The 23,267-nt window shown below is 56.8% G+C and carries 21 protein-coding genes, 1 tRNA gene, 1 other RNA gene and 1 riboswitch; of the genes, 14 read left to right on the forward strand and 9 right to left on the reverse strand.

What is annotated here, in order from left to right:
• The first annotated feature begins 20 nt into the window (after window positions 1-20).
• From MED193_RS11330 to MED193_RS11340, 3 genes are all read left to right on the forward strand, one after another.
• Window positions 21-1,868: a methyl-accepting chemotaxis protein gene (locus tag MED193_RS11330; RefSeq protein ID WP_039966129.1), complete on the forward strand. Its 1,848-nt coding sequence runs from the start codon at window positions 21-23 to the stop codon at window positions 1,866-1,868.
• Window positions 1,869-2,105: 237 nt separating this feature from the next.
• The gene (locus MED193_RS11335; RefSeq protein ID WP_009809865.1) at window positions 2,106-2,789 is read left to right on the forward strand and encodes a DsbA family protein; all 684 of its coding nucleotides are present in this window, start codon (window positions 2,106-2,108) and stop codon (window positions 2,787-2,789) included.
• Between the two features lie 171 nt (window positions 2,790-2,960).
• On the forward strand, window positions 2,961-3,350 hold the full coding sequence (locus MED193_RS11340) for a hypothetical protein (RefSeq protein ID WP_009809866.1): 390 nt from the start codon (window positions 2,961-2,963) through the stop codon (window positions 3,348-3,350).
• Here MED193_RS11340 and MED193_RS11345 read toward each other — a convergent pair.
• The gene (locus tag MED193_RS11345) at window positions 3,340-3,834 is read right to left on the reverse strand and encodes a YdcF family protein (protein ID WP_009809867.1); all 495 of its coding nucleotides are present in this window, start codon (window positions 3,832-3,834) and stop codon (window positions 3,340-3,342) included. The two genes, MED193_RS11340 and MED193_RS11345, sit on opposite strands and share 11 nt — an antisense overlap.
• Window positions 3,831-5,996, reverse strand: coding sequence for an excinuclease ABC subunit UvrB (gene uvrB / locus MED193_RS11350; RefSeq protein ID WP_085978311.1), 2,166 nt, complete (start codon window positions 5,994-5,996; stop codon window positions 3,831-3,833). The genes MED193_RS11345 and uvrB overlap by 4 nt, the downstream gene beginning before the upstream one ends.
• A 248-nt stretch (window positions 5,997-6,244) precedes the next feature.
• On the opposite strand from uvrB, the gene MED193_RS11355 reads away from it, so the two are divergent.
• Both MED193_RS11355 and MED193_RS11360 read left to right on the forward strand, forming a co-directional pair.
• Window positions 6,245-6,556 carry an ETC complex I subunit gene (locus tag MED193_RS11355; protein ID WP_039966130.1) on the forward strand — a complete coding sequence of 104 codons (312 nt, stop codon included), beginning with the start codon at window positions 6,245-6,247 and terminating at the stop codon, window positions 6,554-6,556.
• A gap of 11 nt (window positions 6,557-6,567) precedes the next feature.
• The gene (locus MED193_RS11360; protein ID WP_039966850.1) at window positions 6,568-7,044 is read left to right on the forward strand and encodes a GNAT family N-acetyltransferase; all 477 of its coding nucleotides are present in this window, start codon (window positions 6,568-6,570) and stop codon (window positions 7,042-7,044) included.
• 167 nt (window positions 7,045-7,211) lie between these two features.
• Here the strand turns inward: MED193_RS11360 and MED193_RS11365 are convergent, their stop codons facing one another.
• The 3 genes from MED193_RS11365 to MED193_RS11375 are packed head-to-tail and all read right to left on the reverse strand — an operon-like array spanning window position 7,212 to window position 10,223.
• The gene (locus tag MED193_RS11365) at window positions 7,212-8,219 is read right to left on the reverse strand and encodes an ABC transporter substrate-binding protein (RefSeq protein WP_039966131.1); all 1,008 of its coding nucleotides are present in this window, start codon (window positions 8,217-8,219) and stop codon (window positions 7,212-7,214) included.
• Window positions 8,198-9,565 carry a sensor histidine kinase gene (locus MED193_RS11370; RefSeq protein WP_009809872.1) on the reverse strand — a complete coding sequence of 456 codons (1,368 nt, stop codon included), beginning with the start codon at window positions 9,563-9,565 and terminating at the stop codon, window positions 8,198-8,200. Before MED193_RS11370 ends, MED193_RS11365 begins: the two co-directional genes overlap by 22 nt.
• Window positions 9,558-10,223, reverse strand: a complete 666-nt coding sequence (locus MED193_RS11375; protein ID WP_009809873.1) for a response regulator transcription factor — start codon at window positions 10,221-10,223, stop codon at window positions 9,558-9,560. The genes MED193_RS11370 and MED193_RS11375 overlap by 8 nt, the downstream gene beginning before the upstream one ends.
• 108 nt (window positions 10,224-10,331) lie before the next feature.
• On the opposite strand from MED193_RS11375, the gene MED193_RS11380 reads away from it, so the two are divergent.
• The 3 genes from MED193_RS11380 to MED193_RS11390 are packed head-to-tail and all read left to right on the forward strand — an operon-like array spanning window position 10,332 to window position 13,375.
• Window positions 10,332-11,318: a tripartite tricarboxylate transporter substrate binding protein gene (locus tag MED193_RS11380; RefSeq protein WP_039966133.1), complete on the forward strand. Its 987-nt coding sequence runs from the start codon at window positions 10,332-10,334 to the stop codon at window positions 11,316-11,318.
• A gap of 58 nt (window positions 11,319-11,376) precedes the next feature.
• Window positions 11,377-11,859, forward strand: a complete 483-nt coding sequence (locus tag MED193_RS11385; protein ID WP_009809875.1) for a tripartite tricarboxylate transporter TctB family protein — start codon at window positions 11,377-11,379, stop codon at window positions 11,857-11,859.
• 4 nt (window positions 11,860-11,863) lie between these two features.
• On the forward strand, window positions 11,864-13,375 hold the full coding sequence (locus MED193_RS11390) for a tripartite tricarboxylate transporter permease (RefSeq protein ID WP_009809876.1): 1,512 nt from the start codon (window positions 11,864-11,866) through the stop codon (window positions 13,373-13,375).
• Between the two features lie 377 nt (window positions 13,376-13,752).
• Here the strand turns inward: MED193_RS11390 and MED193_RS11400 are convergent.
• Window positions 13,753-13,830: transfer RNA gene (locus MED193_RS11400), tRNA-Arg, on the reverse strand.
• 347 nt (window positions 13,831-14,177) lie between these two features.
• Between MED193_RS11400 and rlmF the strand changes: the two genes are divergently transcribed.
• A complete protein-coding gene (gene rlmF / locus MED193_RS11405; protein WP_009809878.1) occupies window positions 14,178-15,104 on the forward strand; it encodes a 23S rRNA (adenine(1618)-N(6))-methyltransferase RlmF in 927 nt (308 codons plus the stop codon).
• A 153-nt stretch (window positions 15,105-15,257) separates the two neighbouring features.
• On the opposite strand, the gene ffs is transcribed toward rlmF, so the two are convergent.
• Together ffs and MED193_RS11410 are read right to left on the reverse strand one after the other, a co-directional pair.
• Window positions 15,258-15,356: signal recognition particle sRNA small type (gene ffs, locus MED193_RS22580), an RNA gene on the reverse strand.
• Window positions 15,357-15,489: 133 nt separating this feature from the next.
• The gene (locus MED193_RS11410) at window positions 15,490-17,370 is read right to left on the reverse strand and encodes a 5'-nucleotidase C-terminal domain-containing protein (protein ID WP_009809879.1); all 1,881 of its coding nucleotides are present in this window, start codon (window positions 17,368-17,370) and stop codon (window positions 15,490-15,492) included.
• Window positions 17,371-17,693: 323 nt separating this feature from the next.
• Between MED193_RS11410 and nudC the strand changes: the two genes are divergently transcribed.
• From nudC to MED193_RS11425, 3 genes are all read left to right on the forward strand, one after another.
• Entirely contained in the window at window positions 17,694-18,680 is a 987-nt protein-coding gene (gene nudC, locus MED193_RS11415) for an NAD(+) diphosphatase (RefSeq protein ID WP_009809880.1), read from the forward strand.
• Window positions 18,681-18,747: 67 nt separating this feature from the next.
• Window positions 18,748-19,215: a hypothetical protein gene (locus tag MED193_RS11420; protein WP_009809881.1), complete on the forward strand. Its 468-nt coding sequence runs from the start codon at window positions 18,748-18,750 to the stop codon at window positions 19,213-19,215.
• A 165-nt stretch (window positions 19,216-19,380) separates the two neighbouring features.
• Window positions 19,381-19,614: riboswitch (cobalamin riboswitch) on the forward strand.
• Window positions 19,615-19,723: 109 nt separating this feature from the next.
• Complete coding sequence (locus tag MED193_RS11425) at window positions 19,724-20,131, forward strand: hypothetical protein (RefSeq protein ID WP_085978296.1); 408 nt, start codon at window positions 19,724-19,726, stop codon at window positions 20,129-20,131.
• Window positions 20,132-20,191: 60 nt separating this feature from the next.
• On the opposite strand, the gene MED193_RS11430 is transcribed toward MED193_RS11425, so the two are convergent.
• A complete protein-coding gene (locus MED193_RS11430) occupies window positions 20,192-20,731 on the reverse strand; it encodes a protein-tyrosine phosphatase family protein (RefSeq protein WP_009809883.1) in 540 nt (179 codons plus the stop codon).
• 314 nt (window positions 20,732-21,045) lie between these two features.
• Here MED193_RS11430 and MED193_RS11435 point away from each other — a divergent pair, with 314 nt between their 5' ends.
• Both MED193_RS11435 and MED193_RS11440 read left to right on the forward strand, forming a co-directional pair.
• Complete coding sequence (locus tag MED193_RS11435) at window positions 21,046-22,872, forward strand: DNA polymerase III subunit gamma/tau (protein WP_009809884.1); 1,827 nt, start codon at window positions 21,046-21,048, stop codon at window positions 22,870-22,872.
• 71 nt (window positions 22,873-22,943) lie between these two features.
• Window positions 22,944-23,261 (forward strand): hypothetical protein, encoded by a 318-nt coding sequence (locus tag MED193_RS11440; protein WP_254655451.1) that lies wholly within the window; start codon window positions 22,944-22,946, stop codon window positions 23,259-23,261.
• Window positions 23,262-23,267 lie beyond the last annotated feature (6 nt).

The following is a 23,267-nucleotide window of genomic DNA, read 5'->3' on the forward strand; positions in this document are numbered from 1 at the left end:
TAACGAATGAAGGTTAAAAAATGAAAGCCCGCATACCCTCGATTACAATATTCAAAGGCATGTCAGTCTTCATGAAGTGCTGTTTGCTGATCGCCGCAACCACTATGGTTGTGGCTGGCGCTCTCGTGGTCAGAACTGATGCCACCTTTAACGACGCCGTTGAAAAGGGTGTGCATACCCTTGGCAATGGCGTCACCATCACGGTGGCCGCCCGCAGCGGTGGCTCTATTCGTTTCGGTGACTCTGAGCGCCTCTCGAATGATATCTTGAAAATCCTGGAGCTTTCCGACGGGCGCGCCAAGTTTGGCATTGCTGTAAATGCAAAAGGCAAAGTTGTCGCCACCGCCGGAGAAGCAAGTGAAGCAGATATTGAGGCACTGACCGTATTGGGCAATGCCTCCGCGGAATCCGGTCTCTTGGAAACCAGCCCAGACGGCTACTTCATCGCTGCGCCTGCAATGGCAGGTGCGAATGCTGACGTACTGGTTGGGTCAATTGCAATGATCTGGTCGCCAGAACGCGCCTTTGCCGAGGCAGCCCCAGGTCAGATGATGACGCATATCTTTGCTGGCGCCGCCTTTGTGATCATGTGCCTGCTGTCCGTCATCGCCCTGCGCAGCATTCTGTCGCGGCCGCTGAAAACAGTTGGGGAAACCATCGATGTGATCGCAGATGGCGACTATTCGCAGCCTGTGCCATTGTTGGATCGCCGGGACGAAATGGGCGCCATCGCCCGTACCATCGACAACTTGAAAACACAGCTCACAGCTGCTCAAGAGGTCGAGGAAGAGCGCCAAAAGGCACAGGAAGCGCAGAAACATGTGGTGGATCGGTTGAACCGCGCCCTGCAAAGCATGTCCGAAGGCGACCTGACGCAGGTGATCAACACCCCCTTCAAGGGCGAGTACGAAAGCCTGCGCACCAATTACAACACCACTCTGTCCACTCTGGTTGGGATCATGAATGCGGTTGTAGAAAGCACCACCCGGATCCGCGCCAACGCAGAAGAAATCAGTCAGTCTTCCAGCGATCTATCGCAGCGGACCGAAAGTCAGGCTGCCACCCTGGAAGAAACTGCTGCCGCGATGGAAGAGCTCACCGTGAGCGTGAAATCCGCAGCCGAGGGCGCCAAGCAAGTCGAGGTCATCGTTGAAGAGGCCCAAAATGGTGCCAAGCAAAGCGGTCAGGTTGTAACGGATGCAGTTAACGCCATGTCCGAAATCGAGACCTCTTCTAATCAGATTTCGCAGATCATCTCGGTGATTGACGACATCTCCTTCCAGACCAACCTTCTGGCGCTCAACGCCGGGGTTGAGGCCGCCCGTGCAGGCGAAGCCGGACGTGGCTTTGCCGTGGTTGCCTCAGAAGTTAGGGCCCTGGCACAGCGGTCTTCTGATGCGGCTCAGGAAATCAAGCAGCTGATCTCTGAGAGCTCACAACACGTTGCCAAAGGTGTGGATTTGGTTGGCAAGGCTGGTAGTGAACTGGACAACATCATCGGTCGTGTAGGCACCATCTCCAATCACGTGGCCGAGATTGCCCAGGGCGCCAGCGAACAATCCACCACATTGCTGGAAATCAACACGGGTGTTTCGCAACTGGATCACGTCACCCAACACAACGCCGCCATGGTCGAAGAAAGCACCGCGGCCAGCCAAATCCTGCGCAATGATGCAACTGAATTGGCCAACCAGGTTGCGGTCTTCAAGACCGGCGCAGAACCAGCTGCCGCACCCCTGCGGTCCGCGTCACCGGCACCTGCGCCTGCGGCCCACGCTGAGTTCCATCAGGCTGAAGATGATTTCTTTGCCGATGATACCGAAGAATCCTTCGCCCTCCCGAAAGCTGCGGGTTGGGACGATTTCTAAATCGGCCAACTCGCTCTGACGAAAAACCGCGCGTGCTTCGGCTCGCGCGGTTTTTTTTCGTGTACGTGCAAAGGAACAAACTTCAATTTCAAGTGACCCTACGGCTCTGGGCATGGAAACTCACGTGTAGCTCCCCTATCTAAGCCACACAATCGCACCAAAACACCTTCATGGCGTCGTATCTCAGACCCCACGCCAGGAATGGCACCTCAGTTGCCACACGAAAGGATCCACCGCATGAGCCTTCAAGACAGGTCTCCAGCAGACCAAGACGCACCCGCCCCTCTGCGCATCGATGTGGTCTCAGACGTGATGTGCCCCTGGTGTATCATTGGCTATCGCCAACTTGCCTCCGCATTGGAGGCCACAGGGACGGACTATGAGCTGCATTGGCACCCCTTTGAGCTGAACCCGAACATGCCTGCCGAGGGCCAGAACCTGCGCGAGCACCTTGTCGAGAAATATGGAGTCACCCCAGAACAATCCGAACAAAACCGCGCACAGATGACCAAAATTGGCGCCGATCTGGGCTTTGACTTCCGCTTTGATCCTGAAATGCGGATGCACAACACCTTTGCCGCCCATCAATTGCTGCACTGGGCAGAGACCCAAGACCGCAAGGCTGATCTGAAACAGGCGCTATTCACAGCCCATTTCACGCACCATCGTGATCTATCAGACAGCGGCGTTCTGGCCGATATCGCCGGTGAAATTGGCCTGAACCGAGACGAGGCCCGGGCCGTGTTAGAAGATCAGCGCTTTGCAAGCACTGTACGGGAAGTACAGAGTTTTTGGCACAGCCAGGGCATTCAGAGCGTACCGGCGGTTATCTTTGACCAAAAACACCTGGTTAGCGGTGCACAGGGGATTGAGAATTTCACCAATATACTGGGGCAACTGGCACAGATGCGTCAGGCCTGATCACGGCTATCACCCAGTCAATTGCCAAAGCAGCGTGACGGAGGGCTAACACCGCCTGTCGGCCAAAGAGAGCCCCACGGCCCAATGTCACACACTTTGGGGCGAGGTTGCACTTGTCCTCCAGCGCAGTTTGCACAAGAATCTGTCCGAATTTGACTGGAGGATTTTCTGATGCACCTTGCAAAAACGCTAACGGCAGCCGTCGCGGCGCTCGCCCTTTCCGCCCCCTTGGCTTTAGCCGATGAGCTACTGGCGGACTACGTGGCCTTTATCGGGCGCGATGATCTGTACAATTCCAAAGGCGCGCGGCTCAGAGAGCCATGGCAGATCCTGCGCCAGGACCGGGCAAACTATCACCGCTTTGGCATTTCACAGCCCGGTGATGAATGGGACCCGATTTTCAAGGACAAGGGTAACCGCGCCATTATGGAGCGCATGGTGCAACACGGGAATATCGAAGCCTCCGCTGGGCGCGGTATCGTACAAGGCGGTGTCATGGTGCGGGTCAAAGTCTACGACAACGGCAGCCGCGACTATGTGCGTGTCACCGTCACCCGCTAGACTGTTTGTCAAGGCTCCTAAGGCGCCACCAATAGTAGATCAGTGCAGGTGCTTCCCGCAGCCAGGATTTCAGCACCCTGAACCTTGAGGTATCGCTTGGAGGTGGACAGGAGGCTTGGGCCTGAAACCCAAAATGGCGCGCCACCATCAGCGCGCGCCATTTGTGGTAGCGATCCGTCACAAGAACGATATTCGGTTGGTCGAGCCTCGCTAGGAGCGCGCGGATATTGGCCAGGTTTTCAAGGGTCGTCCTGGACTGATCCTCCAGCAGGATTGCACTGTCCGGCACCCCGGCCTCCCGACAAATCTGCCGCATGACCTCGGCCTCGCTAGGGGGGTGTTGACCCAGCCCCCCACAACAAATCACATGGCTGACCCTGCCCCGGCGAAACAGTTTTGCTGCTTGCAGGCAACGCCGCCGAAGGGTCGGAGAGGGCCGCCCCCCGGGCCAGACGGCAGCTCCCAACACAACGGCAACGCTCACCCGCTATACTTCTTTTGTGACTTGCCCCGATAGGCCCGAGTACCGGCCTTGCCTGCGCTGGAACGGCCACGGGATTTCACCGCCGCCTCAGAGGCTTTCTCTACCGCATATTGCCGTGCCATCGGATCGTCCGACACGGCCAGATCGACGGCTTCCAGGCGTTTCACCTCATCGCGCAGCCGCGCGGCCTCTTCGAACTCCAGGTTCTCCGCCGCCTTGCGCATTTCGTCACGCAGCCCGTTTAGGTGGGCCTCGAGATTGGCCCCATGCATCGGCTTGTCGATATTGGCGGTGACGCGGTTCATGTCCACATCGCCCTGATAGAGCCCTGCCAACACATCCTCGACGTTCTTTTTCACCGTGGCAGGCGTGATGCCATGCTCGAGATTATAGGCGATCTGTTTTTCACGTCGCCGATTGGTCTCACCCAAAGCCCGCTCCATCGAACCGGTGATCTTGTCAGCGTACATAATGACCCGACCTTCGGCGTTTCGCGCGGCGCGGCCGATGGTCTGCACCAATGAGGTTTCCGAGCGCAAAAAGCCCTCCTTGTCGGCGTCCAGAATGGCCACCAGTCCACATTCAGGGATATCCAACCCCTCGCGCAGCAGGTTGATGCCGATCAACACGTCAAAGGCACCGAGGCGCAGATCCCGCAGAATTTCAATCCGCTCCAGAGTGTCGATATCGGAGTGCATGTAGCGCACCTTGATCCCCTGCTCGTGCAAATATTCCGTCAGATCCTCGGCCATGCGTTTGGTCAGCGTGGTGACCAGCGTGCGCATGCCGTTTTCGGTGACTTTGCGCACCTCATCCAGCAGGTCATCCACCTGCATCTTGACCGGGCGGATCTCGATCTCAGGCTCCAGCAGCCCCGTTGGGCGGATCACCTGTTCGGTGAAAACACCGCCTGCCTGATCCATTTCCCAAGCGGCAGGCGTTGCTGAAACAAAGACCGATTGTGGGCGCATGGCGTCCCATTCCTCGAACTTGAGCGGTCGGTTGTCCATACAGGAGGGCAGTCGAAACCCATGTTCTGCAAGGGTAGATTTGCGCCTGAAGTCGCCTTTGTACATGCCGCCGATCTGCGGCACCGAGACATGGCTCTCGTCGGCAAAAACAATGGCATTGTCGGGGATGAATTCAAACAGTGTTGGCGGTGGCTCGCCTGGGCCGCGCCCGGTCAGATAGCGCGAGTAGTTCTCGATACCGTTGCAATGGCCCGTGGCTTCCAGCATCTCAATATCGAAATTGCAACGCTGTTCCAGACGCTGAGCTTCCAGCAGTTTACCCTCACCATTGAATTGATCCAGGCGGTGCTTCAGCTCTTGCTTGATCGAAATAACCGCCTGATTAAGCGTTGGTTTTGGCGTCACATAGTGAGAGTTCGCATAGACGCGGATCTGTTCAAAGGCCCCAGTACGCTCACCAGTCAAAGGGTCAAACTCGGTGATGGCTTCCAGCTCCTCCCCAAAGAAGGACAGCTTCCAGGCCCGGTCCTCCAGGTGGGCCGGGAAGATTTCCAACGTGTCGCCACGCACCCGGAACGAGCCGCGCTGAAACGCCTGATCATTGCGCTTATATTGTTGCGCCACCAGATCCGCCATCACCTGGCGCTGGTCGTATTCTTCACCAACCTTCAGATCCTGGGTCATCGCCGAATAGGTCTCAACCGAGCCGATGCCGTAGATGCAAGACACCGAGGCAATGATGATCACATCGTCGCGCTCCAACAACGCTCGCGTCGCAGAGTGGCGCATCCGGTCGATCTGCTCGTTGATCTGGCTCTCCTTCTCGATGAAGGTATCGGAGCGCGCCACATAGGCCTCTGGCTGATAGTAGTCATAGAAGGAGACAAAATACTCAACGGCATTATCCGGGAAAAAGCCTTTGAACTCCCCATAGAGCTGCGCCGCCAGCGTTTTGTTAGGGGCAAGGATAATCGCAGGGCGCTGGGTCTCAGCGATGATCTTGGCCATGGTGAATGTTTTGCCAGTGCCGGTAGCGCCCAGCAAAACCTGATTGCGCTCGCCCTCTTTAACCCCTTCGCTGAGCTCTGCAATCGCCGTAGGCTGATCGCCGGCCGGTGAAAACTCCGTATGCATGACAAAGGCCTTGCCGCCTTCCAGTTTTGGGCGCTGAACGGCGTCACGCTCAACCATATGCTCTGACTGCTGGTCTGGCGTCTTGGCTGCGGATTTATCTGAATGGGCGTAGGGCATCCGGCTCTCCTGTGAGTCGTGCTGATTTTGGTCTGTTTTTGTTCTTGTTCAAGGGGCATTCGACGCAATTCTGGCGGCCCGCCTGTTGCTGCCCTGCAAAACCTGTTGAATGCGCAGGATTTGTCACCTTGTGGCACAGGGCTATTCGGCGCATATATGGGCTAAGTCGAGTCACGAGGAGAGCCCCCATGCGAGCGCGGATTTACCGGCCAGCCAGAAATGCCATGACCTCTGGAATGGCCAAGACCCGTAAATGGGTTTTGGACTACGCCCAGGCCAGCGCCCGTGAAGTTGACCCCTTGATGGGATGGACCTCTTCGTCTGATACGCAAAGCCAGGTTCGCCTCCGTTTTGACAGCAAAGAGGCGGCGCTGGAATATGCCCAGGATCACGGCATCGACGCCGAAGTGGTCGAGCCCAAACCCCGCAAGGCCAACCTGCGCCCCGGCGGCTATGGTGAAAACTTCGCCACCAATCGCCGCGTACCCTGGACCCATTGAACCAGGCCCCTTTGATAGAGGTCCGCCGCGCCGACCCGGCCTGTCCCAAGGTGCGCCCATTGATTGAGGGCAACCAGAGCCATGGAGCTTTGGCAACGGATGCCAGCAGCGACCACACCTTTGGTGTAGAGGCGCTTTGCAATTCAGAAGTACGTTTCTTTGCGGCTTTTGATGGTGACAGAGCCTTGGGCTGCGGCGCCTACAAAGCGCTAAGCAATGGCACCGCAGAGGTGAAATCAGTCTACGTCGCTCAAACAGCGCGTGGACGGGGCGTCGCCCGCATTTTGATGGATCATCTCGCAAACCAGGCGCGACGGGAAGGGTTCTCCGCGCTGGTTTTGGAAACCGGTTCTGCCCTTTGCCCAGAGTATGACGCTGCCCGCACCCTATATGAGAATCTGCGCTACAGCTATTGCCCCCCCTTTGAGGGCTATGAAGCTGATCCAATGAGTGTATTTATGCGCCTTCCCCTCACAGACCAGACATAAGTTCACAGAGCTTTCTTTGAAAGAATGGCCTCTCTAACCCGCTCATAGTTCAACAAAATGTCTACAGGCTTGTCCGGCAGGGCACAGGTCTTGACGGGGTTTGGTTCCAACTTTTGAACTCAAAGGAAATTTGCCTCGGGCAGTGTCGGAGACATTGGGACGACAATTTATTGAATGACCGCATTTGACCATTCCTGGATGAAGGTCCTTCGTTTCAACTTGTCGAGATAAGTCATCAACGCCGGTTCCAACGGGATCACCGTCGGGTTCCTGCCCTCAGGATACAAACCAAGCTGCGGAAGCGAAGAGGTGTTTAGACCAGTCGCAAAGTAACGCCCATCTACCAAATGTCGGACAAATCTTTCTGCTGCCACGGGGTGCTTGGTTTCTTTTGAAACGAACCCCGTGCGCATCATCGTGGTTGGAAAGTCAGACGGCAGAATGATCTCAAACCGATCGTCCTGCAACTGACGCGCAGCAGCGTAGCTGCCGAGCACATTGTAGGCCACCAGAAGTTCACCAGAGGCCACATGGTCGATCATATCTCCAGAGCAGCAATAGAGACGCAGCTTCAACCCGCCCATCACCTCCATTAACCGCCAGAAGGTTTCCGAGGCACGGGCATCCTGTGTCGCAAAGAGATAGCCAACTCCGGAGCTCCGCACATCATAGGTTCCCAACTTACCATCAAATACCTCCGGGGCCTCTCTGAGCGCCCTGATCAGCTCTTGCCGGTTGGCAGGAATAGATTTGCCTCGAAACGCGGAGCGATTAACAACAATGGTTGCAGGTTCAGAGGTGAAGGCAAACAGGCTCTGGCGCCACTGCGCCCAATCAGGGTGGCTGATGCTTGGCAGCTTGAGAGCAAAACCGTCATTGACCAGTTTTACCTGAAGGTCCATTGCGCTGGAGATAACAACATCATAGCTCTGAGGCGACTGTTGAAGAATAGCACTGATATCGGCGGTGCCTGTAACCAGATATTCGACATTCCAATCAGGGTTCGCCGCTAAAAAGCTCTGGATGATCGGGGAGAAGAACCCTGTGTCGGTGCTCGACAGAACACGCAATGTCTGAACCGGGTTTTCCCCTTTGAACAATTGCTGATCTTCCCAGGCCTGGGCATTGATGAGCATCGGCCACAATAGGCCAATTACAACGAGAATGTAACGCATGCGCCGCCTCCAGGTAGGTTCGATAGCTTGAGTGCTCCACCATGAGCCTCGGCCACATCCTGTGCAATCGCCAAACCCAGACCCGAACCGATGATCCCCTTGGCGTTGTCGCCACGTGAAAATCGTGAGGAAAGATTGGCAATCTGATCTGGTGGGAACCCTGCCCCCTGATCCCAAATTTCGATTGTTGGGGTCGGGCTGGCGCTAACTCGGATCGTGATCTCGCTTTCCATCGGCGAGTATTTCAGCGCATTATCAATGAGGTTACGGATCGCGTTTTGTAAGAGAATGGCATCCGCCGACACCAGTACCGGCTCCGTGTTCTCGACCAACAGGCTGATGTCTTTCATCTCAGCCACGGGGGTGAGCCGCTGTACCAGTTCTTGCAATAGATCCGTCAGGTTTAATTCTTCGCGTTCCAAATGATCGGTGCGAAATGTGATCATGGCATGATCCAGCAATTGCCCCGCAGCGCGCGAACTTTCGTCGATAGCGCGCACCATCGCGCGCAGAGCCTTTCGGTTTTCATCCCGGTCCACCCGGTGCAGCATGGCTTCGGCGTGGGAGCGAACGGTCGCCAGTGGCGTGCGCACGCGGTGGGCAGCTTCGGCAATGAACTCTTCGGACTGGGACAGCGCCTTGTCGAGACGCCCCATCAACCGGTTCAACGACTCCACAAGTGACACCATTTCCGATGGCACCGGGCTGGCAACTGGGCTGAGATCCTGCGGGCCACGCCGCGCAATCGAGGAGGTCAGGCGCCGGATCGGTGTGATGGTCGAGGCGCTGGCCCAAAATGACAAAAGTGCCGACAGGCAAAAGAAACCCGCACCAAACAGGGCAACCCTTCGGGAAATATCGTTCAACGTCACCTGCAAGGCCTCTTGGGTCTGGGCCACGAAGACTGTGATGACTGTTCGGGTGTCCGCCCCGACCAAAGTGCGCGAGTCACTGGCCACTCTGATCAGCGCCCCATCAGGTGTTTCCGCCATGAATGTGCCGGTTGTGGGAAAGCTGCCATTTGGCGGTGACAGATGCTTGTAACCCGACAATAGCGTCTGATCCTGCAGGATTGCATAGAATACCCGGTCATCTGAGGTGGTACTCAGCATAGAAAGCGCAGCATAGGGGAAATCCACCACGACAGCGCCATCACGCAGGACCGCAGCGTCCAGCATTGAGGTCACCGAGGCCGATAAAATGCTGTCCTGTCCCTGCTGCGCAATCTGTGCCGCATAGAGACGGACCACTGCAAAGAGAACAACTGCCAAGACCGCGGCACCACCAATCAACGTCAGTGTCAGACGGCGGCGCAGGGAGCCGGAGACATTGACGGTCTCAGTCATAATCCAGCCTATACCCGAGGCCCCGCAGGGTGGTGATGCGCAGCGATGAGGGATCGAGATGCTTGCGCAATCGGCCGATGTAGACCTCTATTGCGTTTTCCGACACATCTTCGTCATAGGAAAACAGCCTGTCAAAAAGTTTGTGTTTGGGGAACACCTGACCTGGAGAATTAATCAGAAGCTCAAGCAGCCGCAACTCCCGATTGCGCAGCGTGATCGCCACTCCGTCAACAATCAGGCTACCTGCGACCGGGTCAAAGGCGATATTTCCCAGCCTAACCGTCGTCTGCGCTGTGCCCGATTTCCGGCGCAGAACCGCGCGGCACCGCGCCTGTAATTCCTCGTGATCGAAGGGCTTGGTGACATAATCGTCCGCCCCCAAATCGAGCATGCTGATTCTGTCTGAAACCTGCGAGCGCGCCGTCAAAACGATGACAGGTGTGTCCTTTTTCCCGGCCCTGTGGCGTTTTAGAAAGCTGCGTCCGTCTCCGTCCGGCAACATTATATCCAGCAAGATCAGATCATATTCCCCGGTTTCCGAATAGGCAAAGGCATCCTGTAATCTTGCTGCGTGATCAACAACATGACCGTCTTGTTTCATGCGAGAACAGATGGCTTGCGCCAAGTCAAAGTTGTCCTCGATCAGCAAGAATTTCATGGCGGTTTTAACCTTTGAACGGCGATGACAGGTCTGTGTCAGGTTGAAGTGCTTTGCTACTGCAACTGAGCTGCCTTTCGCACAGTTGTCAATTTCTGGGAGGAAACCATGTCGACATTAACAATGGGCCGTCGGGCTCTAATCGCCGCTGCGCTGGCCACAATGACCTTTGCTTCACCGACCCTGGCTGAAGGAAACAAGGTAATGGACAGCATCCATTTCCTGATCCCCGGCGGAGCAGGCGGCGGATGGGATGGAACCGCACGCGGCACCGGAGAAGCCCTAACCAAGGCAGGCCTTGTTGGCTCCGCGTCTTATGAAAACATGTCCGGTGGTGGCGGTGGTAAGGCGATCGGTTACCTGATCGAAAACTCTGCCAGCAACCACGGCACCCTGATGGTCAATTCGACCCCAATCGTGATCCGGTCGCTCACCGGCGTATTCCCGCATAACTTCCGCGACCTGACGCTGGTTGCAGGCACCATCGGTGATTACGCGGCAGTTGTCGTGGGCAAAGACAGCCCCATCAACTCGATGGACGATCTTATGGCCGCCTATGATGCGGATCCTCGCAACACCGCTATCGGCGGCGGATCGGTTCCAGGGGGCATGGATCACTTGGTTGCCGCCATGGTGTTTGAAGCAGCAGGCAAAGATGCCCTTGCGGTGAAATACATCCCCTATGACGCCGGTGGCAAAGCCATGGCAGCCTTGTTGTCCGGTGAGATTGCGGCCCTTTCAACCGGGTTCTCCGAAGCTGTGGATCTGGCTGCGGCGGGAGAGGTCAAAATCATTGGTGTCACGTCGGATGATCGTGTCCCTGCCGCGCCTGATGCCATGACCATGAAAGAACAGGGGATTGATACGTCCTTTGTGAACTGGCGTGGTTTCTTCGCCGCTCCAGATCTGCCGGCCGATCAGCTGGCCCAGTACCAAAAGGCGCTGAGCGAGATGTATGCCACCCCTGAATGGGAAGCTGTGCGGGCCCGCAACGGCTGGGTCAACATCCACAATTCAGGTGATGAATTCAAAACCTTCCTCGAAGGCCAGGAAAAGGTCATCGGTGATTTGATGAAGAAACTGGGCTTCCTCTGAAGCCACAGGTTGCAGAGCGGGAAACCGCTCTGCATTGCTCATCTAAGGGAGGGGAAAGATGGCACTTGATCGTTGGATCGCACTTATTCTTGCCGGGGTCTGCCTGACCTACGGTTATACGGCCTGGTTCACGATGGATGGCGGATTAGCGCCCTTCATGCAACGCAACCCAATTTGGCCCAGCACCTTTCCCAAGACCCTGTCTATCATCGGATTGGCGGCCTCTTTGGTCATCCTGCTGGGCCTCGAGAAGGCCGAGGCACGCGAAGGTGAAATCAACTATCGCCGCCTGACAGATTACAATCTAGGGCAAGCGCTGCTGTTGCTCGGGCTCATGGTTGCCTATGCGCTATGCCTGCGCCCTCTTGGGTTCCTTTTTTCCACCGCGGCCTTCCTGATGCTTGGCTCTTTCATACTGGGAGAGCGGAAATACTTGGTGATGTTGCTCGTCTCTGTGTTGGCGACCGGAATCGTCTGGTACCTGGTGCAACAGGTCCTCGGCATCTATCTGCGCCCCCTGCCTGATTTCATCGGAGGATAACCCAATGCTTGAAGGACTGTTGATCGGCCTGCAAACGGCCTTTTCGATCCAAAACCTGCTGATGGTTATCGGTGGCTGCCTGATCGGTACATTTATTGGCATGCTACCGGGGCTTGGGCCGATGTCTATCATCGCCATTATGATCCCGGTGGCCATTTCGATGGGCGATCCCTCTGCCGCACTCATCCTTTTGGCGGGCGTCTATTATGGGGCAATCTTTGGCGGCTCGACGTCCTCCATCCTGCTCAATGCGCCGGGTGTTGCAGGCACGGTTGCCTCCAGTTTCGACGGCTACCCCATGGCCAAACAGGGAAAGGCGGGCAAGGCCCTGACCATTGCTGCAATCGCCAGCTTTGCAGGTGGCAGCATTGGCGCCCTATTGCTGATGATCTTTGCGCCCGCCCTGTCTTCTGTCGCCTTGCTGTTCCATTCGGCGGAATATTTCGCCCTGATGGTCGTTGGGCTCTCGGCCATTGCAGCCTTTGCTGGAACAGGGCAGGTGGCCAAGGCCCTGATGATGACCACGCTGGGACTGATCATGGCAACGGTGGGAGAGGGCGCACTGTTCAACCTACCCCGTTTCACCATGGGGATCATGGACCTGCAATCCGGCTTTGGCTTTATCACCTTAGCGATGGCAATGTTTGCGCTGCCCGAGGCGCTGTTTCTGGTGCTGAAACCGAAAATTCAAGTGGGCAAGGGCGAAGAAATCAAAGACCTGCGTATCACCCGCCAAGAAGCAAAATCTATCGCTCCAGTCATTGGCCGCCAATCGATTCAGGGCTTCTTCATCGGGGTTCTGCCCGGCGCGGGCGCGACGATTGCCAGCTTTTTGGGTTACGCTGTGGAACGCAATATCGCCACTAAGGCAGAACAAGAAGCCTTTGGAAAAGGGTCGATCAAAGGGCTTGCAGCACCTGAAACTGCAAATAATGCGGCCTGCACAGGTTCGTTTGTGCCTTTGCTGACGCTGGGCATTCCCGGCTCGGGCACCACCGCCATTTTGCTGGGGGCGCTTATCGCGCTCAATGTCACACCAGGTCCGCGTCTTATGATCGACGAGCCGCAGATATTCTGGGCAGTGATCATGTCGATGTTCATTGGCAATCTGGTTCTACTGATCCTCAACCTGCCACTGATCCCCTATATCGCCAAAGTATTGACCATTCCGCGCAACTATCTGATCCCATTCATCCTGTTCTTCACTTTGATGGGTGCCTACATCGGGCAGAACAATGCAACCGAACTGTTGCTACTGGTTGGTTTCGGGATCTGTGCGACGGCTCTGCGCTTTGCCGATTACCCTTTGGCGCCACTGTTGATCGGCTTCATTCTGGGCGGCATGTTGGAGGATAATTTCGCCCGCTCGATGCAGCTCTATGACGGTATTGCATTCATTTGGGAGCGTCCGATGACACTCGGGTTATTGGCAATTGCTGCCTTGCTGATTGTTTTGCCCAGCTATCGCAACCGAAGGGCCCGGTTGCGCATGCAGGGAATCGCGGATGGAGATTGATCTTTAAACCCTTCCAACCTTTGGGGAATGCGAACTGCTCCGCCCTGGTAGATTGCCAGATAACACCTGGTCAAAAACGTGGGCAAATCACGCAGAGCGCATTCCCGACACCGCAATAATCATCCAAAATCGCTGTCAATGAAGCATAGGTCTGCGCGGATCACTTGGCAGATGCTGGCTGGGCTCTGCCCCAAACAGGTCACAAAACGCTGACTTTGGTGCAACTCTACACGGAAGCAGCAGGGCGCGAAGAACTGGAAAATTCTGCGATGAAAAAGCTGATCGCTCGGCCCAATGGCACCGCAATAATGGCGAACCGAAACGTAAAGTTCGCCACCCCACTAACACTCTGAAATAAACAGACTAATGAAAATATATGGCGAGCCGTGGAGGACTCGAACCCCCGACCTGAGAATTAGAAGTTCCCTGCTCTAATCCAGCTGAGCTAACGGCCCGCACATGTCTCCGGTGTATCAGGCAAATGCTACTTCGTGTCAACTTGGTTGATCACTCAGTTTTCGGTCTAAATCACCACCGTAACATATTGTTTGAAACCAGGGGCTGGCTGAACCCAGAGAGCGTGTCTATGCCACTTTGCGTTGGAACGCTCAGGGGCTGTGCCCGCCCACGAAACGCGCGGTTCCTACCGCCCCTGTTGCGAGCAGAGCTTGAGACACTGAGGTCGGAAAACAGGCTTAACGCGACATTGTAAGGCAAGAAAATTGCACCTTGCGCAGGAGGACCTAAAAGTACCAAATCATCTGCCGAGTGATTTCCATCAAACCAGAACGAAGGCATCCCCATGGCCACCAAGACGAAACTGCACCCCCGCAATCAACATTCAGAAGGCTACGACTTCTCGCGTTTGCTGGCACAGACACCCGAGCTTGCGGCCTGTACGATCTTGAACCCTGCGGGCCGATCGACGATTGATTTTCAAGATGTGAACGCCGTTCGTATGCTCAATCGGGCGTTGCTGAAAGCGCATTACGACATTGATTTTTGGGACATTCCTGACGGCTACTTGTGCCCGGCTATTCCAGGCCGCGTCGACTACATCCACTATCTTGCAGACCTGTTGGCGGACGGCAACAACCAAGAGGTCCCGCGTGGGCGGGAGATCAAGATCTTGGATATCGGCACGGGGGCCAGCTTGGTTTACCCCCTGACGGGCCAGAGCGAATACGGCTGGCACTTTACTGGGGTCGATATCGACGCGGGCGCGATCAAATCGGCACAGCGGATTTGTGAACTCAACCGATTGGAAATTTCTCTTAGGCGCCAAAGCAACCCTGAGAGTATTTTTCGCGGCGTGATCCGGCCCAAGGATGTTTTCCATGCAACCCTGTGCAATCCACCGTTCCACGGATCTTTGGAACAAGCGCATAAGGGGAGCCAGCGCAAGTGGGCGAACCTTGGCAAGGGACATTCAACCAAGTTCAACTTTGGCGGTCAAAATGCGGAACTTTGGTGCCCAGGTGGCGAAATAGGCTTTGTCTCGCGCATGATTGAGCAGAGCCTGGAGTTTGCCGACCAGTGCCACTGGTTCACCTGCCTGGTGTCAAAAAAAGATAACCTCCCGCCCCTCCGCCGGGTTCTAAAGAAGGCTCGTGTGTCTGATTACAAAATCGTCGAAATGGCACAGGGGCAAAAGATCAGCCGTTTCATTGCCTGGACGTTTCTGAGCAAAAAGCAGCGCAGCGCCTTCTTACAGACGGCTCAGACATAGGGGGCCTGTGGTCACGTTCTGAAGCGCCATTCCTGTCTCATTGGGGCAAAACACCGCTGAATGAGGCGCTCCCCAGCGCCGCCAAACCGAGCCATCAAGCCGCCAAACCGGATTTCAGCAGCTGTGGGCATGACTAATATTAGGGCAGGGATAAGGTGAGAGGTTGGACATCGACCCAAGCGGGGCTCGTTGTGGCTGCTTCCTTCCGGATCTGACCAGGTTGGCGAGGCGCCTGCCCGCGCCAACCTCTCGGAACTCGATATAGGCAGAGTTTTGTGCAATGACAAGAGCGATGCGCCAATCCCGGCAGGAAACTAACCAGCAGGCAGAACGACCCTGCTGCCCTTTGCAGCGGTAGCAGGCCGCGCAGGCTGACCACAGAATGTCACAAGCTTAGCCGCAGTTTCAGGAAGCCATTTGGTGTCACACCTTGATCTTCCACCTGTCCCTTGGGCAACTCATCCAAGTAGTTGCGTGCCACTGGCCCGGTGTAGACTGTCACCCGCTTTCCCGGCAAGGGCGCCAACCGCCAGGGATATGCGGAATTTTCAAGCGCATCCTTAGGCAAACGTCCCGAAACATAATCGCAAATCGCATCGCGGATCTTAACACCCGGCAGGTTCAATTGCTCTGCCTCTTGCACCATTTTGAAATTGCCGCCACCGCTGACACGATAGCTACTGGTCGCAACTGAAAACTGCTGCCCACTGACGACAGGTGAACCATTCCAGCGCAGGTTTTTTATTCTATGTGCATCCGGGTTGATCAACAGCCCAGAAGAGGAAAACCGTGGCGGCTGTGTGACGTCGATCTCATAGTCCAGACCAAAAATGACATCAAAGTTATGCCCAGCGCGTTCCAGATTGACCAATTCAGGAGTGCGGCCTTCTGGAGAAATTTGATTGAACATCCCTGCGGACATTTCCAACCAATCCCGCAACTGATCGCCATTGACTTTAACCCCCCAGATTGCATTTGGGAAAACCTGCAGATCCGCGACATTACGCATATATAGATCTCCAGCGGCGATATCCGTGTAATTCTCCGGTCCCGACCGGCCGCCAAATTTCCCAGAGGACACCGCGGAAAGCAAAGGCAGGTCCCCCGCCGCCGTCCCGGCGAGCATTGGCCGTATTGCCGCCATCTGCGCGCAGGCCGTCAAGGCGAGCCCCCGGTCCTGGCCAAAGAAAATAAAGTAGGAATGCAGGGCTTCGGAACAATGGCCGACGGGTTCTTTCATCTGCGCCTGTGTCTGCGCATCCGCCATCGCCAAAATCTGAACAATATCACGGTCTTCCTCGACCAATGGACTCAACTTTCCCCAGGCATCGCGACGCGATATGGGCAGAGCACTGGCCTGCCAGGTCTCGATCTGCCAGCCCTCCGCGTCATAACGCAGGTGCAGGTCGATTTGTCCCAAATGCGAGCCATGTGCGCCGGGCATAACCACGGGTTTCGCAAAGGCATGTTCAGGATCTGGCAAAACCAGGTGCGTATGGCCACCAATCACGGCATCAATGCCGGCGGTTGCCACGATGGGGCGAAGTGCGTTTTCCATGTTGGGTACTGAAAGCTCCCCGCCCACGCCGGTATGCGCCAGAGCAATAACCAAATCGCAGCCAGTTTTTCGCAACTCAGCTGCGCTTGCGGCAGCGGCCTGCACCATGTCCTGCACACGGACTCTTCCCTCCAGAAGATGTGCATCCCAGATCATCGTCTGTGGTGGCAGTACCGATAGAATTCCAATCCGCAGGCTTGGGGCCTCAGGCAAGGCCGCAAGGCGCCGCTCGACAATCACAGTCTTAACGAAAGGCAGCGCAAGATCAGGCAAAACGGAATGCATATTGGAGCAAAGAACCGCACAGGGCGCATCCTGTAAAACGGCGTCTAGCACAGGCAGGCCAAAGTTGAAATCATGATTGCCAAGCCCCAGGGCATCATATTCCAAAGCCTTGAAGGCAGACATCAATGGATGTGTAACCTTTGGGCAATCAGATGGGGCCTCTAGATCCGCTTTCAGCGCTGTATCCCCAATCGGGGACCCCTGCAAAGCGTCGCCATTATCCAGCATTAGGGTTGCTCCGCCCTGGGCCTGGATATGGTTGCGCGCTTCTGCAATGAGGCTCGCCAAGCGCGACAACCCCACGCCAGGATCCTCACGATCAGCATAGTAGTCTCGGCTGAGCAGATGGCAATGCAAGTCTGTCGTCGCAAGAATACGCAACACACCGGTGGCCTTTGACTTGGAAGGTGTCAACTCTGTCATTGTGGTTAAATCGCAGCCGTCACTGCCTGGTCCGATCTCTTGCTTCACCAGCTTCCTTTCTGGGAACTGCCCCTCCTATGAAACAGCGTTTCAAGGATTTGCAAAGCCTCCAAATACATCACCTTTAAGAAAAATTAACCAAGTGGCAGAGCAGCTAGCTCAGAGCGAACCAAAGTCAAGACAGCAAGTTCACCACCCGCGCGGCGCAAAATACAGAGATAGTCTGGTATTTCGTGCCCTGAGGGGTCATCAATCTGCCTGAATGTGTCAAACCGCAGAGCGCTTCTCGGTATAGGCACAACAAACAGTGCAGGGAGCGGCGAATGAAACGTGCAGAAGAGGTTACCTTTGGTGGCGGTGGCGGTTTAGACCGCAAGGCGCAGCTGAGAGAAGACCCCGCAGCCCTCGACGCGGCCTGGAGCACTGCAGGGACCCTGGTTTTGATGACCTGGCGCGGCAAGGTTCTCAGCCAGCGCTCGGACCCAGATCGCGGGCCTGACGGGCTGGCCTGGATCGCCTCCAATCATCCCCTGGCAGAGGACCATCGCCGCGCAGCACTTTATCTTGGCATGGCACCAGACGGAACAGAGCGGTTTGCCTGTGACCTTGGCACCTGGCAACCGGATGCCCTGGATGAAATGGCGCTCGCCAGTTTTGCAGATTTGAGCGAACAGCAGCATCCAGAGCTGCCCGCGGGTTACGTCTTTGCCGAACTGCGCCGCATCATGGCCCGACTCTGCCCCTTGGAGGCAGAGCTGGCCGCGACCGCCAAGGCGCTGTTGTCTTGGCATCAATCACATCAGTTTTGCGCCCGTTGCGGTGAGAAAACTCAGGTCAGCCAAGCCGGCTGGCAGCGCAAATGCCCCAGCTGCAAGGCGCTGCATTTTCCACGAACCGATCCGGTTGTCATCATGCTGATCACCCATGGCGACGATGTCCTGATGGGACGTTCCCCCGGCTGGCCAGAAGGCATGTACTCACTCTTGGCTGGCTTTGTCGAACCTGGAGAAACACTAGAGGCTGCCGTGCGACGGGAGGTATTTGAAGAAACCGGCGTTTCTGTGGCCGAAGTGGGCTATCTCTCTAGTCAGCCCTGGCCTTTTCCGATGTCGTTGATGTTTGGATGCAGCGGCCAGGCCACCAGCCGCGACATAACCATCGACCCGCATGAAATCGAAGATGCAATCTGGGTAAGCCGTCAGGATATGATGACAGTCTTTGCAGGCGAGCACCCTGTCATCAAACCGGCGAGAAAGGGGGCAATTGCGCATTTTCTTCTGGAAAACTGGCTTGCGGACACCTTGGATTAAGGAGATTATTCTATCACCAAATCCAATAAGAAACTTTGAGGACTGACCAGAGGTCAGGCGGCACATTATGGAATTAACGAGCAAAGAAGACGTAGACGCGCCTCTTGCAGAAGTCTTTGAAGCGATTTCTGATTTTTCCAGTTTTGAACGCTCGGCCATCCGACGCGGCGTCGAGGTGCAGCGCCTGAGCGAAGACGTGACGCCGCAGGTTGGCATGGCTTGGGATGTGCGCGCAGATTTTCGCGGCAAACCCCGAGAATTGCGCCTGTCCCTATCAGCCTATGAACCTGCGACACTGATCGGTCTGATCGGTGAGAGCAACAGCCTCACGGGCAAGGGACAGATTGAACTTCTGGCTCTTTCCCCACGGCGCACCCGTCTTTCCGTCAAGGTCAAGGTCGAGGCAAAGACACTCTCTGGGCGGCTGTTGTTGCAATCAATGAAACTGGCGCGATCCAAGGTCAATAAACGTTTCAAGCATCGCGTGGCCGAGTTTGCCAGCCTGACAGAAGAGCGATTGACTGGCAGCGCTTAAACCCACCCTAGTTTTTGGTTGGGCCCTGTCTGGCATTGGGCCCAACCTGCCTTACGACGTGCTCTGACCTCCATCGGCGCTCTCGCCCGCATCTGCCAGGCAACAGGCATTTTGCTGAGGGCGGACCGCACCTCACTTCTTGATTGACGACTCATCCCGGTCAGCGATAGCCGTGTAACGGATGGTTCTTGCGACGCATAAATCTAGTGTCCGGGATGAAAAGGGAACGTGGTGCGGAGAGGTTAGTTCAGCCGATCCAATTCCACGACTGCCCCCGCAACTGTAAGCGGTGAGCGCTTCGGATTAACCACTGGTACAGGGACATGATCCCCGGCTGGGAAGGACCGAAATCGCGTTGACCCGCAAGTCAGGAGACCTGCCATCACGTATGAAACTCGAAACTGGGCGGGGAGCCCGGGCGAGTGCATGAGATGTGATCGGCGGACCTTTTTCTATGCGTCGAATCTCTTGCCTTCGTCTGGTATCCCAGCCATCGCGCGGAGGGCGCATGATGACACCGATGGATCACAGAACGACCGAACAAACCCATCACTTTTCCCAAAGCATCTGTATGCATCATGGCGCACCTTGTCCCGCCCTCGCCCGAATGCTCACGGCGCTGGCCGGGGCGGTAGACAAGGCCCGTCCGGTTACAACAGCAGAATTTGAACTTTGCGGCGAAAGCCTGATGGATGGCTGTGCCCGCCATTGCCCCGCCCGTTTCATTGCCACGCATGACCGCATTCGGGTGTTTTGTGACGTCACCGAGACGACCGAGACCCAAGCTCTAGACCGTTTTGCGGACAGCTTGTTTCAGGCCAATAGCCCGGCATTTTCCGCCGCGAAACTGGAGCGACGCCCCTGCGCTATGGGGGAGGCCCTAGCGAAATCCGGGCGCTATCAGCCAAACGCATAGGCGGTCTGCGTGTTTTCCAGGCGCAGCAAACGGCAAATAATCCACCAGAGCATGCCTGCGTCACTCAGACCTTTGAGGAGCTGCGCCAATTACGGATCCAACCGCCCAGCTCATCTGGTCATCGGTCTCTACCGCGCAAGCACGCACTGCGCGCAACCTTCGCAGGGCTATGTCGGGCGCTTCTCCGGCTTCAATCATCAGACGCAGAACAACCATGCCTGAGCGCCCACAACCGCCCTTGCAGTGTACCAGAACGCGCCCCCCGCCCCGCAGCGCCTGAAGCGCCAAAGCGCTGACCTCGGGCCATTGCCTCAGCATGTCTTTTGTGGGGGCAGAGAAATCTGGCAGTGGCAGGTGTATCCAGCGACATCCCATGGCCTGAAAATCCTGCCCCAAAGTGGCCGCGCCGACGCTGACATGTTCGACCTCGGTCGTCATAGAGATCACCAATCCTGGCTGCCAGTCATGCAAATGATCCATATCGCCCTTGTAGTCGCCGCCGCTGCCAGGAAGCGGGCAAAGCGCTAGAATGCCGTCTTGCACACTCAAGGCGTGCAGGGTGAGAGGGCGCGGGGCTGGGCCGGTCAGGTGATCATCCATGCCACGTCCCTTTCTGTCGCGCCGGAAAGCAGGACAACGAAACCAAGCCGCCCCTGCAAAGCTCGGTGTTTTTAGACCATGGCGTATTCATTGCAAACAACCCGGATACACACACTCAACATAAGGCCCAGAAAGCTGACCCACAGGGCCACAACAACAGCCCTCAATATGGGCCTAGACCTGGCACCAAAGCGGGCACCGCCCCGAAACTCTGGCCCGCGAACCCCCAGTTGGTCAACAGCGGTGGACGAAGCCCGCCCACCCGCGTACCTTGCGCGGACGCGATCCCGCCTTCCGAATCCGGCAAGAGACCTATGAACGACAGCACAAGCGACAGCAGCCAGCCCCAGTATCAAGTCCTGGCGCGGAAATACCGCCCCGAGACATTTGCCGATCTGGTCGGTCAGGACGCCATGGTGAGAACGCTGAAAAATGCCTTTGAAACCAATCGCATCGCCCAGGCATTTGTCATGACCGGCATCCGCGGAACCGGTAAAACCACCACAGCGCGGATCATCGCCAAAGGGATGAACTGCATCGGCCCTGATGGCACCGGACAGCCGACCACCGAACCCTGCGGTGTCTGTGAACATTGCACCGCGATCATGGAAGGCCGCCATGTCGATGTGATGGAGATGGATGCTGCCAGCCGCACCGGTGTAGGCGACATTCGCGAAATTATCGATTCGGTCCAGTATCGCGCGGCCTCGGCCCGCTATAAGATCTATATCATCGATGAGGTGCATATGCTCTCCACCAGCGCCTTTAACGCGCTGCTGAAAACCCTGGAAGAGCCGCCCGCCCACGTCAAATTCATCTTTGCCACAACCGAAATCCGCAAAGTGCCCGTGACTGTTCTGTCCCGATGTCAACGCTATGATCTGCGCCGGATTGAGCCCGAAGTGATGATCGCGCTGATGCGCAAGATTGCCACAGCGGAGGGCGCTGAGATCACCGAGGATGCCCTGGCGCTGATCACCCGCGCCGCAGAAGGATCCGTGCGCGATGCCACCTCGCTGCTGGATCAGGCGATTTCTCACGGTGCAGGCGAAACCACTGCCGATCAGGTCCGCGCCATGCTGGGTCTGGCTGACCGGGGGCGGGTACTGGATTTGATGGATATGGTCCTGCGCGGTGATGCTGCCGGAGCCCTGACCGAATTGAGCGCCCAATACGCCGAGGGGGCCGACCCGCTGGCCGTGCTGCGCGATCTGGCAGAGATCACCCATTGGGTTTCAGTGGTGAAGATCACCCCTGATGCCGCGGAAGACCCCACGGTCAGCCCGGATGAACGGGCCCGAGGTCAGCACATGGCTGAAACCTTGGCGATGCGGGTGTTGACTCGAATGTGGCAGATGCTGCTCAAGGCACTGGAAGAGGTCGCCGCTGCACCCAACGCCATGATGGCCGCTGAAATGGCTGTGATCCGCCTCACCCATGTGGCCGATCTGCCCAGCCCGGAAGAGCTGATTCGAAAGCTACAGGACACCCCGCCGCCCCCTCCCAACGGTCCAGGCGGCGGCATGAGTTCTGGCGGCTATGGCACGACCTCCGCACCCATGCAGAACATGGCATCGCCTGCGGCGGGCGGCGGCGCTCCTAAAGGAGCGCCCATGGCATCCGGTGGCGCGCCTCACGGCGCGCCGGTTGCGCAGGGCGGCAATGGCACCGCGACAGCGCTGGCCCCGGAAACACTACAGGCTCTGGCCCGCTACCCCAGTTTTGAACATGTGGTTGAGCTGATCCGCCAGCGTCGCGATGGGCTATTGCTGGAATATGTGAAAACCTATCTACGTCTCGTCTCTTATCAACCAGGTCGGATCACCATTCAGCCCACCCAGGATGCGCCCAAGGACCTGGCCGCCCGATTGGGGCAGCAACTGCAGAACTGGACCCATGCCCGCTGGATCATCTCGCTGGAGAATGAGGGCGGCGGCGACACCATCACCGAGCTGGAAAATGCCGCAGAAAACGCCCTGCGTGCCAAGGCCAGCGAACACCCGCTGGTGCAGGCGGTGATGGAGAACTTCCCTAAGGCCAAGATCACCCGCATCCGTACCGCACAGGAACTGGCCGCCGAGGTCGAAGCCGAAGCCCTGCCTGAGGTGGAAGACGAGTGGGATCCCTTCGAGGAAGACTAGCTCTCCTTAGGGCATCAGCCGCGCTGTTCCCCTCTGCCGCCGTGGCAGAGGTTTGCGACAAGATACGCCCCTTGTGGTCCCCCTCCTCCGGTCCGGCCTCTGCTTGGGATGAGCTTATTGCCCTATCCAGCCTGCCCATAACCCTGTCACTGAGTGCCCTGACGATCCTGGCGCTTCTCACACGGTGGCGCCTGCTCGCGGCGGTCACTGCGCTTCTTTGGGCTGGGCTGGCGACAATTGTCGCCTATGACAATTATGGCCCCATTCTCGACGATGTCCGCTACTTTGCCATTAAAGAAGGCTGCATCGGGTCACCGCACTTGTTCATCGCGCTTGCAATTGCGATATGTGCGGGGATGATTTACGGCGCGCTGCGCCACCGTAGTTAGGAGAAT

Origin of the sequence: Roseobacter sp. MED193 (assembly GCF_000152965.1) — a bacterium.
Taxonomy (GTDB): Bacteria; Pseudomonadota; Alphaproteobacteria; order Rhodobacterales; family Rhodobacteraceae; genus Pseudophaeobacter.